The 16,488-nt window shown below is 43.5% G+C and carries 14 protein-coding genes; 10 read left to right on the forward strand and 4 right to left on the reverse strand.

Annotated features, from left to right (window positions below):
* Position 1: 1 nt before the first annotated feature.
* The 3 genes from serC to ACEW8F_RS10070 all read left to right on the forward strand — a co-directional run bounded on the left by serC (position 2) and on the right by ACEW8F_RS10070 (position 3,603).
* On the forward strand, positions 2-1,090 hold the full coding sequence (gene serC, locus ACEW8F_RS10060) for a 3-phosphoserine/phosphohydroxythreonine transaminase (protein WP_373483337.1): 1,089 nt from the start codon (positions 2-4) through the stop codon (positions 1,088-1,090).
* Positions 1,091-1,119: 29 nt separating this feature from the next.
* Complete coding sequence (locus ACEW8F_RS10065) at positions 1,120-2,289, forward strand: phosphoglycerate dehydrogenase (RefSeq protein ID WP_373483338.1); 1,170 nt, start codon at positions 1,120-1,122, stop codon at positions 2,287-2,289.
* Between the two features lie 69 nt (positions 2,290-2,358).
* Positions 2,359-3,603: a DUF1015 domain-containing protein gene (locus ACEW8F_RS10070; RefSeq protein ID WP_373483339.1), complete on the forward strand. Its 1,245-nt coding sequence runs from the start codon at positions 2,359-2,361 to the stop codon at positions 3,601-3,603.
* A gap of 202 nt (positions 3,604-3,805) precedes the next feature.
* On the opposite strand, the gene ACEW8F_RS10075 is transcribed toward ACEW8F_RS10070, so the two are convergent.
* The 4 genes from ACEW8F_RS10075 to cls all read right to left on the reverse strand — a co-directional run bounded on the left by ACEW8F_RS10075 (position 3,806) and on the right by cls (position 7,271).
* Positions 3,806-4,753, reverse strand: coding sequence for a DUF4097 family beta strand repeat-containing protein (locus tag ACEW8F_RS10075; protein WP_373483340.1), 948 nt, complete (start codon positions 4,751-4,753; stop codon positions 3,806-3,808).
* Entirely contained in the window at positions 4,754-5,344 is a 591-nt protein-coding gene (locus ACEW8F_RS10080) for a DUF1700 domain-containing protein (RefSeq protein ID WP_373483341.1), read from the reverse strand. It lies immediately after the preceding gene.
* Positions 5,337-5,663 carry a PadR family transcriptional regulator gene (locus tag ACEW8F_RS10085; RefSeq protein WP_373483342.1) on the reverse strand — a complete coding sequence of 109 codons (327 nt, stop codon included), beginning with the start codon at positions 5,661-5,663 and terminating at the stop codon, positions 5,337-5,339. The genes ACEW8F_RS10080 and ACEW8F_RS10085 overlap by 8 nt, the downstream gene beginning before the upstream one ends.
* Positions 5,664-5,807: 144 nt before the next feature.
* On the reverse strand, positions 5,808-7,271 hold the full coding sequence (cls, locus tag ACEW8F_RS10090; protein WP_373483343.1) for a cardiolipin synthase: 1,464 nt from the start codon (positions 7,269-7,271) through the stop codon (positions 5,808-5,810).
* 488 nt (positions 7,272-7,759) lie between these two features.
* Between cls and hpf the strand changes: the two genes are divergently transcribed.
* The 7 genes from hpf to ACEW8F_RS10125 all read left to right on the forward strand — a co-directional run bounded on the left by hpf (position 7,760) and on the right by ACEW8F_RS10125 (position 16,358).
* On the forward strand, positions 7,760-8,290 hold the full coding sequence (hpf, locus tag ACEW8F_RS10095; RefSeq protein WP_373483344.1) for a ribosome hibernation-promoting factor, HPF/YfiA family: 531 nt from the start codon (positions 7,760-7,762) through the stop codon (positions 8,288-8,290).
* A 246-nt stretch (positions 8,291-8,536) separates the two neighbouring features.
* Positions 8,537-10,222 (forward strand): DUF5317 family protein, encoded by a 1,686-nt coding sequence (locus ACEW8F_RS10100; RefSeq protein ID WP_373483345.1) that lies wholly within the window; start codon positions 8,537-8,539, stop codon positions 10,220-10,222.
* Between the two features lie 135 nt (positions 10,223-10,357).
* Positions 10,358-12,868 carry a preprotein translocase subunit SecA gene (gene secA / locus ACEW8F_RS10105; protein WP_373483346.1) on the forward strand — a complete coding sequence of 837 codons (2,511 nt, stop codon included), beginning with the start codon at positions 10,358-10,360 and terminating at the stop codon, positions 12,866-12,868.
* A gap of 31 nt (positions 12,869-12,899) precedes the next feature.
* Positions 12,900-13,992 (forward strand): peptide chain release factor 2 gene (gene prfB / locus ACEW8F_RS10110; protein WP_373483347.1). Its coding sequence is split into 2 segments (ribosomal slippage): positions 12,900-12,974 and positions 12,976-13,992, totalling 1,092 coding nucleotides; the frame shifts between segments, so codons are not numbered across the junction.
* 64 nt (positions 13,993-14,056) lie between these two features.
* Positions 14,057-15,223: a homocysteine biosynthesis protein gene (locus tag ACEW8F_RS10115; protein ID WP_373483348.1), complete on the forward strand. Its 1,167-nt coding sequence runs from the start codon at positions 14,057-14,059 to the stop codon at positions 15,221-15,223.
* Positions 15,220-15,624, forward strand: a complete 405-nt coding sequence (locus ACEW8F_RS10120; protein WP_373483349.1) for an NIL domain-containing protein — start codon at positions 15,220-15,222, stop codon at positions 15,622-15,624. The genes ACEW8F_RS10115 and ACEW8F_RS10120 overlap by 4 nt, the downstream gene beginning before the upstream one ends.
* Before the next feature lie 2 nt (positions 15,625-15,626).
* Entirely contained in the window at positions 15,627-16,358 is a 732-nt protein-coding gene (locus ACEW8F_RS10125) for a UPF0280 family protein (protein WP_373483350.1), read from the forward strand.
* Positions 16,359-16,488: the final 130 nt, after the last annotated feature.

A 16,488-nucleotide genomic window follows, 5' to 3' on the forward strand; every position in this document is an offset into this window, starting at 1 on the left:
AGTGAAAAGAGTTTATAATTTTTCAGCTGGACCATCTTGTTTACCACTAGAAGTCCTGGAAAAAGCTGGGTCTGAAATGGTATCCTATGGAGATGCCGGCATGTCCGTGATGGAGATGAGTCATCGATCATCCTATTTTGATGACATTCTTCAAGCAGCAAAAAGTCTTTACCGAGAACTGATGAATGTTCCCGACAATTATGAGATTCTGTTTTTACAAGGTGGAGCATCAACTCAGTTTGCCATGATTCCACTCAATCTTTTTTCAAAAACCAATAAAGCCGATTTTATGATTACCGGCAGTTGGGCTAAAAAAGCTTATCAAGAGTCAGCCCGTTATGGAGAAGCAAAGGTTATTGCATCATCCCAGGATAAAACCTTTTCCTACATCCCTAAGGTGGATCCTAAGGATTTTACACCCGATGCTGATTTCTTCCATATTTGCGTTAATAACACCATTTACGGAACGCGATTCAAACCTGAAAATATTCCCGATACGGGAAATGTGCCATTAGTTGGAGACATGTCTTCTAATATCTTATCGGAAGTCTATGATGTTAAAAAATTTGGCCTGATTTATGCCGGAGCTCAGAAAAACATGGGACCTGCAGGCGTCACCGCGGTGATCATTCGTAATGACTTACTGGGTCATGCCAAAGACTTCACGCCGACCATGCTGGATTATAAGACCCATCTCGATAATGATTCTTGCTACAATACCCCACCATGCTACAGCATTTATATTTGCAAGCTTGTTTATGAATGGGTAAAAGCTAACGGTGGCGTCGCCGGGATGGAAAAAGCCAACAAAGAAAAGGCTCAAAAGCTTTACGATTTTATTGATAACAGCAAGCTTTATCAAGGCACTGTTGTTCCCGAAGACCGTTCATTGATGAACGTGCCTTTTATCACCGGATCTGACGAATTAGATGCGCTATTCGTTAAAGAAAGCAAAAAAGCTGGAATGGAAAATCTTAAAGGTCACCGTAGCGTTGGCGGAATGCGAGCAAGCATTTACAATGCCATGCCAATGGCGGGTATTGATACCCTGATTGATTTTATGCAGAAATTTGAAAAAGAAAACGCCTAGGCGTTTTCGCTAAGAAAGGAATTACGACATTGAATTATAAAGTTCAGACCCTGAATAATATTTCTAAAAAAGGGTTAAAATTATTAGGTGAAAATTACACGGTTTTAGATCAGCCGGAAAATCCGGATGCGATTTTATTAAGAAGCTATAAAATGCATGATATGGATATCCCCGAGTCGGTTAAATTTGTTGGTCGGGCTGGTGCCGGGGTCAACAATATTCCGCTCGATAAATGTTCAGAACAGGGCATTGTTGTCTGCAACTCGCCGGGAGCCAATGCCAATGCAGTAAAAGAACTGGTCATCGCCGGGATGCTCATCTCTTCACGTAAGGTGGTCGATGGGATTGCATGGTCAGGCACGCTGGCTGATAAGGGTGACGAAGTACCCGCGCTGGTTGAAAAGGGTAAGGGCGCATTTGGTGGCCCGGAACTATACGGCAAAAAAATGGGCGTTATCGGTTTAGGTGCGATTGGGGTGCTGGTTGCCAATATGGCCGTTGATTTCGGCATGAAGGTTTATGGCTTTGACCCCTTTATTTCCATCGACAATGCCTGGGGATTAAGCCGAAAAGTTAGACGTGCTGTCAGCAAAGAAGAAATCTTTAAAAACTGCGACTACATTTCACTTCATATTCCTTATATGGATGAAACAAAAGACTACGTCAATGCCGATCTTTTAAAAGAGACCAAAGAAGGGCTGCGACTTCTTAACTTTGCCCGAGGCGGACTGGTTAACTACGATGCCCTGGAAGATGCCATCGAAGAAGGTACAGTGGCTACCTATATCACCGATTTTCCCAATGAACGCTTGCTTAAAATGAAAAATGTGATTAACATTCCTCATCTCGGTGCGTCAACCCCAGAAAGCGAAGAAAACTGCGCTGAAATGGCCATTCATTCGTTAAAAGAATATCTGGAAAACGGCAATATTATTAATTCCGTTAATTATCCGGATTGCATCATGGGTGTTTGCGAAGCTGAAAACCGAATTACTGTGAACCACGCCAATGTGCCAAACATGTTGGGACAGATCACCAAAATTCTGGCTGACCACGATCTTAATATCGCGGTGATGACCAATAAAAACAGAGGTGCCTGGGCTTATACCATGATCGACGTTGACAGCAATGTCGGTGAAGACGTGAAAACGGCGTTAAAAGGCATCAAAGGTGTTACCCGCGTCCGTATTCTCAAATAAGTACAACTATACAAAGAAGTGGCTTCGGATTAACGGAGACCACTTCTTTATTAAAACAGGAGGAAAAAAATGGCAACTATCAAACCTTTTAAAGCGGTTCGTCCCTTTCCTGAAAAAGCTCAGGATGTCGCAGCCCTGCCTTATGATGTCTATAACCGGGAAGAAGCAGCAATTGCCGCCCGGGGTAAACTGGATTCTTTTTTACGGGTCGACCGACCGGAAACGACGCTAGATCCGCGGATGAAAATTAATGATCCCTTTGTTTATGAAACAGCCAGAAAAAATCTTGAAAAACTGTTTCATCGAAATGCCTTGACCCAGGATACTAAAGACTGCTTATATGTTTATGAGCTGATCATGGATGGCCGCAGTCAGATCGGGCTGGTCGTCTGCACCGCCATTGATGAGTATCTCGATAATACGATCAAAAAACATGAACTGACCCGGGCTGATAAAGAAGAAGACCGGATTAACCATGTGAACGCCTGTAATGCCAATACCGGACCGATTTTTCTGACCTACCGGGCCCAGGATGCCATCAATCAGATGGTCGACAGCTGGCGCAAAGCGCATCAACCTGTTTATGATTTTGTCGCCGAAGATGGGATTACTCACCGGGCCTGGGTTGTTGACGATGAGACCGTGATTAATGGTTTAGTTGAAAAATTCGGTCATGTCGAAAGTCTGTACATCGCTGACGGACATCACCGTTCGGCGTCTGCTGTTAAAGTTGGTCTGATGCGTCGCGAAGCAAATCCGGAGTTTACCGGCGAAGAGGAGTTTAATTATTTCCTGTCGGTATTATTTCCGGACGAACAGCTCTATATCATGGACTACAACCGGGTTGTCAAGGATCTCAACGGACTCAGTGTTGATGAGTTATTAACGGCACTGTCAGAAAAATTTGAAGTGACACCTAAGGATGCCGAGCCGGTGACGCCACCACAAAAAGGCAGCTTTGGTATATTTGTGGATAAAAAATGGTATCTGCTGACCGTCAAAGAAGGGGTTTATGATCCTGCTGATCCGGTTAATTCTCTGGATGTGGCAATTTTGCAGAACAACATTCTGATACCAATCCTGGGAATCGGCGATATCCGTACTGATAAACGGATCGACTTTGTCGGTGGTATCCGGGGCTTAAAAGAACTGGAACGCCGAGTCAGTGAAGATATGGCTCTGGCGATCTCGATGTATCCAACCTCGATTGAAGAGCTGATGAACATTGCCGATGCCGATATGGTGATGCCGCCAAAATCCACCTGGTTTGAACCAAAATTAAGAAGTGGATTGTTTATTCATAATCTTGAATAATTAGGAAGAAAATAAATTTATTCGGGTTCAAAACAGATAAAATAACGCATGCCAGAGAATGGGTGCAATATTTTTTCATAATTTAACGGAGCTAAATCCCGGAAAATGAGAGTTTAGATTCTGAATACAATAAAGGGACTCATGCCAATGATTTTAATTGGCATGAGTCCCTTTATAATATGAATTGAATCAATCTGCAAGCTTAGTTAGGAGTTGCAAACGAAATATCAATATTGCCGCTGCTTGTTGATATTTCAAAAGTATTTTTCCCGTTTCCGGAGTTGGGGATGTTAATTTTACCACTGAGACTGTTGGCAGTGATCGTATAATTAGCGGGATCTCCGAGAATGCTTCCCAGGACATCACCGCTGAGGGTAGAGATGGAAAGATTATTGGCGGTAAGTTTATCGAAGCTCACATCACCACTACTGTTTCCAATAGAGCCATCGCCATTGATACTGGTATCAACTAAGTCAATATTGCTGCTGAGTGAAGAAATTGACATATTTCCATCAATTTTTCCGTTACTTAATTGTATTTCGCCGCTGGATGTTCCAATTTCCAGGTCTTTGCCGGCACGAAGATTGTCAAGATCTAAGTTGCCACTCAAGGTAGAAGCACTAATATGATTAGTGGCCATCACATTTTTTAGGGTGATCTGTCCGCTGGCAGTACTGCTGCTAACAGCAGCCAACCCATCGAAGTCGGTCAGATTAAGATTGCCGCTCATGGTGGCAGCTTCCACTTCACCGGCGAATTTTTTGGGAACAGCCACAGTTAATGTTCTTTTTTTATTGCTGATATTAAAACCAAAGTATTCATACCAGTGTTTGTAAAGGAAACGCTCGATATTCAGATTACCGTTGGCCTGTAGTTGGATGGTGTAGGCATCTTTTTCATTTTCATAGCAAGTTATTTTGATGATGTCCGCATCAGTTCCGACAATGATGACATCAGCATCTAAATCACTGACAGTCAAGCCAGAAACACTTGCCAGATCATAGCTGTAGCTCGTTTCCTCATCGGGAAGACTGGTGTTAAACGAATTCCAGTTAAAACCTGCCAGAGCAAACGCCAGTAAGGCAATGACAAAACCAAGGATAATCAGCCCACCGGCGACCAGCATTATTATTTTTTTGATTGATTGCATTTAAACGATCTCCTTCTTGATAAATAATGATTTAACCCACCGGAGAAATCTCCTGGTCAGACTGATCAGCCATATTGACAATTTCGTGACCCCGAAAAAAGCAAGCACACCGATTCCGATGCAGATCAGCGATAATCCAAAGATAAACAAACCAGCGAAAAAGCTTTGGGCAAATAAGAGACTGATAATTCCGGCCACACCGCTGATCACAAAAGCGGCAACCGACGCATAGAGGGAAATAATAATCGCCCAAACGGACACGTAAACAGCAAGAATGACCACAAAGAAGGCCGCTAATAGTGGAAACCAGAGCGGGAATCCAAGCACAATCAGGACGATTTCCCACAGCTTTAATCCGGTTTTTGGTTGGATCTTGGCTTTCATCAGAGTCGGCAGCGGCAGTTCCAGGAGGGTATTCTGGACGATGGTGTCAATATCGCCAATGGCGGCTACTGCATCTTCTTCACTCATGCCATCTTCGATCCGGTCATCAATCATTTCTGAATAAAACCCCTGGGTTACTTCAATTTCATTGGGGGGCAGCGCAACAAGTTTTTTCTCCAGACTTAATAAAAATTCTGTTTTATTCATCTGTATAACACCTCATTTCTTCTGTTATAAAATTATAAACCGTCATAACCTCTTTCCAATTGTCAAGGAAATCAACAATTCGATGACGACCGGTTGCGGTTATTTTGTAATATTTTCGAAGTCTGCCGTTATGCTCCACCGAGTTCACAACCACACACTGGTTTGTCTCCAATCTTTTTAAGATCGGATAAAGTGTGGATTCGGAAATTTCGATATACGGACTCACATCCTTGATGATCTGATAACCATATGAATCGCCACGATTGAGAACGGTCAATACACAGATCTCCAGCAGCCCACGTTTTAATTGTATGTCCATTTTAATACCTCCCCTCGCATAATACTATACAACACATAGTATGTGCCGGTCAATCTTTTTTTCAAATAATCAAAAAAAGCCTGGATACAATCAAGATAATTACAAATTGATTGTATCCAGGTTCTATTGGAATGCGTTATTAAATTACAGCAGCGGAGAAAATAGCCGGGAAATGGATTCTTTGATCTTGACCCTTCGGCTTCGGTTGCGATAGAGTTCTTTGTTATAATAGGTACATTTTTTAATATCCTCAACAAAGATTTTTTTGAGCTTAGTGGCAACCTTGCGATCATAAATAAAGGCGTTGGTTTCAAAATTAAGCCGGAAGCTACGGATGTCAAAATTACAGGATCCCACCGAACAGACCGAATCGTCTACGACGATAGTTTTGGCGTGAAGAAAGCCATTTTCATAAATAAAAATCTTGGCTCCGTAATCAATCAGCTCACCCACATAGGCCAGGGTGACCCAGTAAATAAAAATATGATCCGGTTTGTTGGGAATCATAATCCGCACATCAATGCCAGAAAGAAGTGCAATTTTCAGGGCTTCCTGAATACTTTCATCGGGCACAAAATAGGGTGACTGGATCAGAATATAATCCTCGGCAGTATTAATCATTCGTAAGAATCCCTGCTTAATCTGCTGGTTGATATTGTCCGGTCCGCTGGACACAATCTGGATGCCAGCCCCGGATTTTTGGGAGATAGTTGGGAAGTACTGGTTCAGTTTGGTATCATCAATAAGGAGTTCTTCATTGGAACTGGCACGCCAGTCCAGCAGAAAACGATGTTGGAGTTCATAGGCAGCAGAACCAACTATTTTCAAATGAGTATCCCGCCAATATCCCATTCTTTTCTCCAGACCCAGATATTCGTTACCGATGTTAAACCCACCCACAAAACCGGTGATACCGTCGATGATCACAATTTTACGGTGGTTGCGGTAGTTAACCCGGAGATTTAGCATCTTAAATCGGGATGGAAAAAAAATCCCGATTTTTCCCCCGGCAGACTCAAAGCTGTCCAATATTGACCGCGGCAGATAGCGGCCCCCCATGGCATCAAAAAGAAGCCTGACTTCCAACCCTTCCAATGCTTTTCGGGTCAGAATATCAAATAGTTTAGCGGTAAGGGTATCGTTCTTAATAATATAGTATTCCAGATGAATGGATGAATGTGCTCCTTCCATGGCGTGAAAAAGAGCATCAAATTTTTGATAGCCATCGGTGAAAATATCCACCGTGTTATTGCTGGTATAAAGAGATTCACTGACATTTAAATGGAATTCAATGGAATGACGATATTTTTCGATGGGACTGTCCGGATCGATTGAGATGATCCGGGAAAGTGACCGTTGCTGCTGTCTTAATAAATGGTGATACTGAATGTTCTCAGGGGTATTATACCGGAAAATTTTCCGTTTGGTTAAATTTTGAGAGAAGAGGATATAAAATAAAAATCCCCATATGGGTACCATCCATAGGAATAATAACCAGGCATAGGTGCTTTGAGGGTTTTTTCGTTCCAGGAAAATAATGGTGAAGGTCAGCGTAATATTGATGATGAAAATAATCGTTGTTAAGATTGCGGCAATACCCAATAACATAAAAACCTCCGGAAGTTTATTTCATCTATTATAACATAAAAGGTAATGAATGGAATAGTCCTGATCCAGGATGGTATGATTTCACTTGACATTTTCCGGATCGTGATCTTATAATAGACGTTGTCTCAGGTTTGTGGTTGAAAGTCGATGCCAGATGCAGGCGAAGCGATCCACGTAAGACAATTTAATAGAGAATTGTTGATCATGGTGCGTCTTAGAAGTAAGTCCAGCCGGGTATACCGAGAGAAGGAGTTGTGATGCGAACACTGAGCTAAACTTCCAGCTGGCGAGTGTGGGGGAAAAGACCAGGTCAACTGAGACAGCTTTTAAAAATGAGGATCCCTTTTTAGATGATAATTTGTGACAAGAATTTGACACCAATGATTTTGACTAAAGGGGATTGTATTGGGTATAATAAGAATATACTTGAAAGCACTTCATTATGAGTGTAAACGAGTAAGGTTGACCTTTTGAAAGGAGTTGTCGTTATGAGATTCACAATTTACGGAAAAAATATGCATGTATCAGAAGGTTTAAAAGAAACATTGAAAAAGAAACTGGGAAAATTTGATCGTTACTTTGGTCAGGAAACAGAAGTATATGCCACCTTCAGCAAAGAAAAGAATTACCAGATGCTCGAAGTAACCATTCCGGTTGGAAAAACAATTTTAAGAGCAGAAGAAAGATCTGAAGATATGGTGACATCGATTGAAGATGTTGTTAATAAACTTGAAGGTCAGCTCAGAAAACATAAAACAAAATTACAGAAACGCAATCAGGATGAAACAGCCAAGTTCAACCTGGAAGGGATCGAAGGGATCGAAGACGATGTGTTCCAGCCTAAGGTAGTCCGTACCAAAAAATTTGCGGTCAAACCCATGAATGTTGACGAAGCAACCTTGCAAATGGAATTGCTGGGACATGATTTCTTTGTCTTTCTCAACGGAGATACCGATGATGTCAATGTTGTTTACATGAGAAAAGACGGAAATTATGGTTTGATCGAGCCTACTTTCTAAAACGCTCTTAAGAAAAACTGAAAAGAACGACAGACACCCCTTGAATAATAGTTTTAAGGGGTGTTTTTGATGATGTTGTTTTATAAATTTAATTTATTTTCAAATTTATACATTATTTAGGCATAAAGTTTTGACAGAACTTTTCTTTTGTTTTAAAATAGATCTATATGCATTATTATCTAAGCATTTATATAGATGAGAATACCAAAGAAATGATTATAAATAAATAGTGGGGTTAAAATAAATATGTTAATACTAATTGCGATTATTTTAGGTTTTTTAATTGGAAAAATTCGAAGAGGAAGTCTACATGGCTTCAGAGTCAGAAAAATTTCCTTGTTACCGGTAGGGATTGTAGGGGTGGTGATGCAAATTGCCTTACATCTATACATCTACACCGGCGGCATTGCCCTGATTGAACCCTATCTGGAGATTGTAAACTTTGCCAGTTATATCCTGATCCTGGTCATGCTGGTCTTTAATCTGGATGACTTCTGGGTTATTTTGATGGCGGTCGGGATTACTTCGAATTTTGTGGTGATCTTTATTAATGGCGGTCACATGCCGGTTTCCCAGGCGGTCATTGATATTTTGCCGACGGCCTTCGGGGAACAGATCATCCAGGGGTTGAGTCCCCTATATTCATTGATACAGCCTAATACGCTGTTATGGTTTTTAGGGATTAATCTGCCTATTCCAGTTCCCTATGTGCCTCTGGTCATGAGTCTTTACGGATCGGTAGCCGGTGTTACGGTTGGTACCATTGTAACCCTCATCGGTTTTATTGGTTTTATTCAATATGTGATGAATAAAAAGGCCTCGATTATGCATGACGAACGAAACGATCTTGGTGAAGATGAGGGGATTTTTGGTGATGATGAAGATAACGGATTCGATGGTGTATCGATCCAGAACAGTTATCAGGAAGGGTATGACGAACCGGAAGATATTGAAGATTACTATCGTGACATGGCGACAACTGGCGGCATTCGCGGCGATCGGGTTGAAAATGCCACCATTATTTTACCGGCAGAAGGATTTAAATCCAGCGAAATGACAGAAATAAAAGATAATTATGGAACCAGATTGATTCCAGCAGACCTGGATGGGGTGGGTTCAGAAATTGGAACCGAAACCGAAGAAATTATTATCAGTAATAATGACAGTCAGGAAACCCGAATTATGGAATCGGTTGATGATGGTAGTACCAAGATCATCAGCAATATCCAGGAAGTTGGAACCTATGTCAAGGGTGATAAAGAACTGGAAGCTGCTGACATGGAAGAGATTCTCAACAGTGATGATGCCGGATTTTTTACCAAGAAATATTATGAGGAAAAACTGGCAGTTGAAAAAGAGCGGCTGATTCTGCAAATGCGGGAAATGGAACTGAACAAGGTGGCTAAATCTCTTAGCGATCCCGATGGCGAACCCCATCCGGTGCCGGAATCGGATTTAAGAATTGTTGAAAGTTTTAAACTGACTGACCTTGACCAGCCCTTTGTTTTACGCAGTGAAACCAACAGCTATGATAGCGGCGTCAAAAGTAAAGATGAGGAAGATGTGGAGTTTTCAGAAGACGAGATGCTCAATGTCTGGCAGCGACTGAATCTGGAAGACGAAAAACGCAAAGCCAATCGACGCAAACAACTGATGAGAGAGACCAGTAAAGAAGCCGAAACCCTGATCAATGGAACACCCCGAGATGAGGTAGGCATTCCCTTAAAGGAAATAGAAGAAGTTACTGAACCGGTTGTGGGGCGGGTATACGAAAGTACCAATGCAGACAAGGAAAAAATGCTGGCAAATATGGATGATGATGAACGAAAAAACTTTCAGGAAACCGTCGATGAAAGAAAACGGGCCGGCTATGAACTGGTTGAACTGAAACTGGATGGCAAAGATGTGGCCTTTTGGCGAAAGAAAAAATAAAAAATCTGGATGGATGAGGGACTGTATAAAAAAATACAGTCCCTTTAAAATTATATAAAGTTTCATTAAAGAGAGTATGCTATAATAAAGTTTAGTGTATAATTACAGCAAAAAAGTTACAAAGGAGTGAATAGATTGGGAATTTTAGATCAGATATTTGATAGTAATAGAAAAGAATTAAAACGGATGCAGAAAAAGGTGGATCAGATTCTGGAATTGGAGAGCCGTTTCGCGGCGATGAGCGACAATGAATTAAAAGGTCAAACCCTGATATTAAAAGAACGACTCGCTCAAGGGGAAACCCTTGATGATTTATTGGTGGATGCATTTGCCACTGTTCGGGAAACCGGCGCCCGGGTTCTGGGAATGAAACATTTCCCGGTTCAGCTGCTGGGGGGGATGGCCCTCCACGAAGGCAATATTGCCGAGATGAAAACCGGGGAAGGTAAAACCCTGGTATCGACGCTGCCAGCTTATTTAAATGCTCTGGACGGCCGTGGTGTCTATATCGTTACGGTCAATGATTATCTGGCCCGACGTGACAGTGAGTGGATGGGAAAAATTCATGAGTTCCTGGGACTAAAAGTGGGTTTGGTTGTCCATGGCTTATCCTTTCAGGAAAAGCAGAATGCTTATGCCTGTGATATTACCTACGGAACCAATAATGAGTTTGGTTTTGACTACCTGAGAGATAACATGGCATCCGTCAAGGTACAGCAGGTACAGCGGGAGCTTAATTATGCCATCATCGATGAAGTGGATAGCGTATTGGTGGATGAAGCCAGAACCCCATTGATTATTTCCGGCAGCGGCGACAAAAGCACAAAGCTCTACGCTTTAGCCAACAGCTTTGCCAAAAGTCTGAAAGCCGATGATTATATTAAAGACGAAAAAGCAAAATCAGTGATGTTGTCAGACGAAGGTGTCATCAAGGCAGAAAAATATTTCAACCTCACCAATCTGGCCGATATGGAAAATATGGAAATTTCCCATCATATCAACCAGGCGCTCCATGCCAATACCCTGATGTTTAAAGATCGGGATTATGTCATTAAAGATGGTGAAATCATTATTGTCGATGAGTTCACCGGACGTTTAATGCCGGGACGACGTTATTCCAATGGCCTTCACCAGGCCATTGAAGCCAAAGAAAATGTCAAAGTCAATCGGGAATCCAAAACTCTGGCAACCGTCACCTTCCAGAACTATTTTAGAATGTTTAATAAATTATCGGGGATGACCGGGACGGCCAAAACCGAAGAAGACGAGTTTCAGACCATCTACAACCTCAATGTTTTAACCATCCCCACCAATAAGCCGCTGATTCGTCAAGACCTCAATGACTTGATTTATAAAAGTGAGCAAGGGAAGTATCTGGCTGTGACCGAAGAGGTCAAACGTCGCCATGCCACCGGCCAGCCAATTCTGATCGGGACCATTTCGATTGAAAAGTCAGAGCTGCTCAGCACCTATCTGAAACGATCTGGGGTTAAGCACAATGTTTTAAATGCCAAGTTCCTGGAAAAAGAAGCTGAAATAGTCGCCAATGCCGGTCAAAAAGATGCCGTTACCATTTCCACCAACATGGCCGGTCGTGGGACCGATATTGTTCTTGGCGAAGGGGTCATCGAACGGGGCGGTCTTCATATTCTTGGGACCGAACGCCATGAGAGTCGGCGGATTGATAACCAGCTGCGAGGTCGGGCCGGTCGTCAGGGCGATCCCGGTTCATCGCAATTCTTTGTCTCGCTGGAAGATGATCTGATGCGGGTATTCGGATCCGAAAAAATCCAGGGCCTGGTTGAATCCATTGGTCTGGATGAAGAAACGCCGATTGAAAATAAAATGCTCACCCGCGGCATCGAGAACTCCCAGAAACGGGTGGAAGGCCGTAACTTTGATATCCGGAAGCACGTGCTTCAATATGATAATGTCATGAACCGTCAGCGTGAGCTGATTTATGAACAACGGCAACAGGTTATTGACGGAAAAGACATGGAAAATGAAATCTGGAGCATGACCGAAACCCTGATCAATGCTTATGTCAGTATGTATACCGGCGATGGTCAATACTACGACGATTGGGATCTGGAAGGTTTGCACAAGCATCTGGAGGCCAACGTCCTGCCGAAGGAAAGCTTAACCCTGCCGGAAAAACCGGAAACGACGGAAGTATTGGTGGAAGCGATTCTGGGCGAATGCCGCAAAGTGCTGGAAGATAAAAAAGAAAAACTGGGTCTGGAACAGCTTCAGAATATTGAACGGATGATTCTGCTAAGAAGTGTCGATGCCGCCTGGATGGAACATATTGATAATATGGAACAGCTGAAACAGGGGATCGGACTGCGCGCCTATGGCCAGAATGATCCCGTAAAAGAATACACCAAAGAGGGCTTTGACATGTTTGACGACATGATCATGCGGATTCAGGAAGACACCGTCAAATACCTTTTTAACCTGAATATTCAGGTGGTTCCAGCGCAGGAAGAACAGGTAATATCAGTGGATTTCAGTCAGCTGAAGACCAATGAAAATGAAATCGAGGGAAAACCGACAGGACCGGCCAGCGCTCAGAATAAGGTCGGCCGAAACGATCTTTGTCCCTGTGGCAGCGGGAAAAAATACAAGAAATGCTGTGGCGCTTAATAATAAAGTTAAATAGAAGGGGTGTGATAGTATGATAGATTTGTATGAAGAAAAACAGATCATCAATGCAATGGCGACGAAACTGAAGGAAATGGGGAATTCACTTTGACTTGCCACGGCTTGTTAAAGAATTGGAAGCGTTAGAGAAGAAAACTGAGAATCCCGAATTCTGGAATGATCAAAAAAGTGCGCAAATTGTTTTAAAAGAGCAGAAGCTGATTAAACTCAAGGTCGATCATTATAATGAGCTGGCCGAAGCATTGGATGATATTATGGTGATGCTGGAGCTGGCGGAAGAAGGGGAGTTGCTGGAAGGGTTCAGTGCCTCGATCCGGGAACTTGACGAAAAGCTCGACAATTTCCGGACAGAGACCCTGCTTTCCGGCGAATTTGACAGCAACAATGCGATCATTTCATTGCATCCCGGGGCTGGCGGAACCGAATCTCAGGATTGGGCCTCAATGCTGCTGCGAATGTATACAAGATGGGCAGAGAAGAAAAAATTCAAGGTTAAAACCCTGGATCTTCAGCCCGGCGATGTCGCCGGCATCAAAAGCGTCACCCTATTGATTGAAGGGATCAACGCTTACGGCTATTTAAAAACCGAACGGGGGGTGCACCGGCTGGTGCGGATCTCGCCTTTTGATTCATCTGGCCGCCGGCATACCTCTTTTGCATCCCTGGATGTGATGCCCGAGGTGGATGAATCGGTAGAAATTGAAATATTGCCGGAAGATATCCGGGTCGATACCTTCCGCTCCAGCGGCGCCGGAGGCCAGCACGTCAACACGACCGACTCCGCCATCCGGATTACCCATTTAAAAACCGGGATAGTGGTTCAGTGTCAAAACGAACGGTCCCAGCATCAGAACAAAGAGGTGGCGATGAACATGCTTAAAGGTAAGCTGGTGGAAATCATGGAACAGGAAAAGATGGATCACATTGAAGACATCAAAGGCGACTACAGCCAGATTGCCTGGGGCAGCCAAATCCGTTCCTACGTCTTTCATCCTTACAACATGGTCAAAGACCACCGTACCAATGTCGAAGTGGGTAACGTCGGCAGCGTCATGGATGGTGATCTGGACGGCTTTATGAACGCCTATCTCAATACCATGGTGTAAATTGACACGTCAAAATCAGTGAATAGTTAAGAAGAATAAATCAGAATAATTGTTGGAGGGGAAAATGGCAAAGAGCTATCAGGAAATTAACGAAAAAATCGCCCGCGGCGAGGCGGTGGTGGTTACCGCCGAAGAAGTCATCGAGATTGTAAAAGAACGGGGCGTTAAAGAAGCCGCCGAATATGTGGACGTGGTCACAACCGCCACCTTCGGACCGATGTGCTCATCTGGCGCCTTTCTGAATTTTGGACACTCGGATCCACCGATCCGGATGGGTGAGATCACCATCAATGGGGTTGAAGCCTACGGCGGTCTGGCCGCCGTCGATACCTATCTGGGGGCAACCCAGCCGTCCAAAGATAAAGGCATCGAATATGGCGGTGCCCACGTGATTCACGATCTCATTGCCGGAAAAGAAGTTCATCTGGTGGCAAAATCTCAGGGAACTGATTGTTACCCCAGAAAAGAACTGAATACCTGGGTGAAGCTGGCAGATTTAAACGAAGCCTATCTGTTTAATCCCAGAAATGTTTATCAGAATTACAATGCCGCCATCAATGCCTCCAGTAAACGTATTTACACCTATATGGGGATATTACAACCGAATATGGGCAATATCACCTATAGTACCGCCGGTGAATTAAGCCCCCTCCTCAATGATCCCTTACTTAAGACCATTGGTATGGGAACGCGGATCTTTTTTGGCGGCGCCCAGGGTCATGTATCCTGGATGGGAACTCAGTTTAATAGCGCCTGTCCCCGGGATGACAAGGGCTATCCCCAGACTCCCGGTGCGACACTGGCGTTAATCGGAAACATGAAAGAAATGGATCCCAAATATATCCGCGGTGCGGTTTATGAAGGCTACGGTACCTCGATGTTTGTCGGCGTAGGCATCCCGATTCCGATTCTCAACGAGGAAATTATGGCCTTTGTCGCAGTCGAAAATAAGGATCTTTACACCAATGTGATTGACTATAGCGTGCCTAAAAAAGCGAAACCAAATCTGAAAAAAGTCAGCTATGCCGAGCTCAGAAGCGGGTCCGTGGATATTAATGGCAAAAGCATCAAAACCTCACCACTTTCCAGTCTGAAAATGGCCAGAGAAATTGCCGAGGAACTGAATAACTGGATCAAAAAAGGCGAGTTTTTCCTGCAGGAACCGATTCAGAGCTTCCCGATGGGAAATACCATTAAGGGTCTCGAAATCAAGGAAGGAGAATCTCGATGATAACAAAAAAAATCTTATTGTCCTTCCCGCAGAAGTCAGCGGGTCAGCCGATGGCGATGGAACTGATCAAAACCTACCATCTTGATTTTAATATTCTTAAAGCATTTATCGATGACAATATTAAAGGAACCCTGTTGCTTGAAATAACAGGCGAAGAAGCGGATATTGAAGCTGGAATTGTCTATTTAAGAGAACATCAGATTGGTGTTAGAGACATTGAATCAGTGGTCGAGGTTGATCCGGACAAATGTGTTTCCTGTGGCGCCTGTACCGCGGTCTGTGCGGTCGGAGCGCTGGAAATGACCGCGGACTGGTCTTTGGTTCATCATGATGATAAGTGTCTGGAGTGCATGCTGTGCGTCAAAGCCTGTCCGATGCGAGCCATTCACGCCCTGATCTGAGGATGTTATATGAACCGCGAACCTATCGAAAAGTAATGAAAGCCGAGGATCTGGATTATTTCCAGGTCCTCGAATTCGAATCCGACCTTTTTATTGGAGTCGAGCATCAGGCGATGTCACCCAAGCTCCCCAAAATCGTAACGGCTGAATTAAAAAAATTGCGGCAAGCAATTGTTGACTACAATCACACCCATCCCGATTTTATTGAATCCCTGATTCCGCTGGAATTCGATCCACATGTCGAGCCGATTATTGGCGATATGCTGGAAGCTGGTAAAATAGCCGGGGTGGGCCCGATGGCAGCAGTAGCCGGAGCGGTCTCTAAATATATCGGCAGCTTGCTGGAAGCATCCGCCGCGGAAATTATCGTCGAAAATGGCGGCGATTTATTGATTAAAACCCTAAAAGAACGGCGCATTGCGATCCGTACTGGTAATCCCCGCTTTGCTGATTTAGGATTGAAAATAAAACCAGGAGCAAAACCGTTGGGGGTCTGCACCTCATCAGGGTTGATGGGACATTCCCTGAGTTTTGGAAAAGCCGATGCGGTGACTATTATCAGTCAAAATATTCCCCTGGCCGATGCGGTAGCCACTGCGCTTGGTAATCGTATTAAAAAACCGGAAGATGTCGAAAGAGGACTGGCCTGGGCGAGAAATATCCCGGAAATACTGGGAGTATTAATCATCATCGAAGATCAACTGGGCGCCTGGGGCGAAATTGAATTGTGCTGATCGAAAATTAGCCGCAGGAAAACGGAACAATCATAAATACGATTGAAATTTTGTGCTTGCCAAAAAAATATTGATGGGATTTAATGGTATCATTTACCTCGTCAGGGACGAGGGTTTTCTTAGTTTTAAA

It is taken from the genome of Acetobacterium sp. (genome assembly GCF_041752335.1).
Taxonomy (GTDB): domain Bacteria; phylum Bacillota; class Clostridia; order Eubacteriales; family Eubacteriaceae; genus Acetobacterium.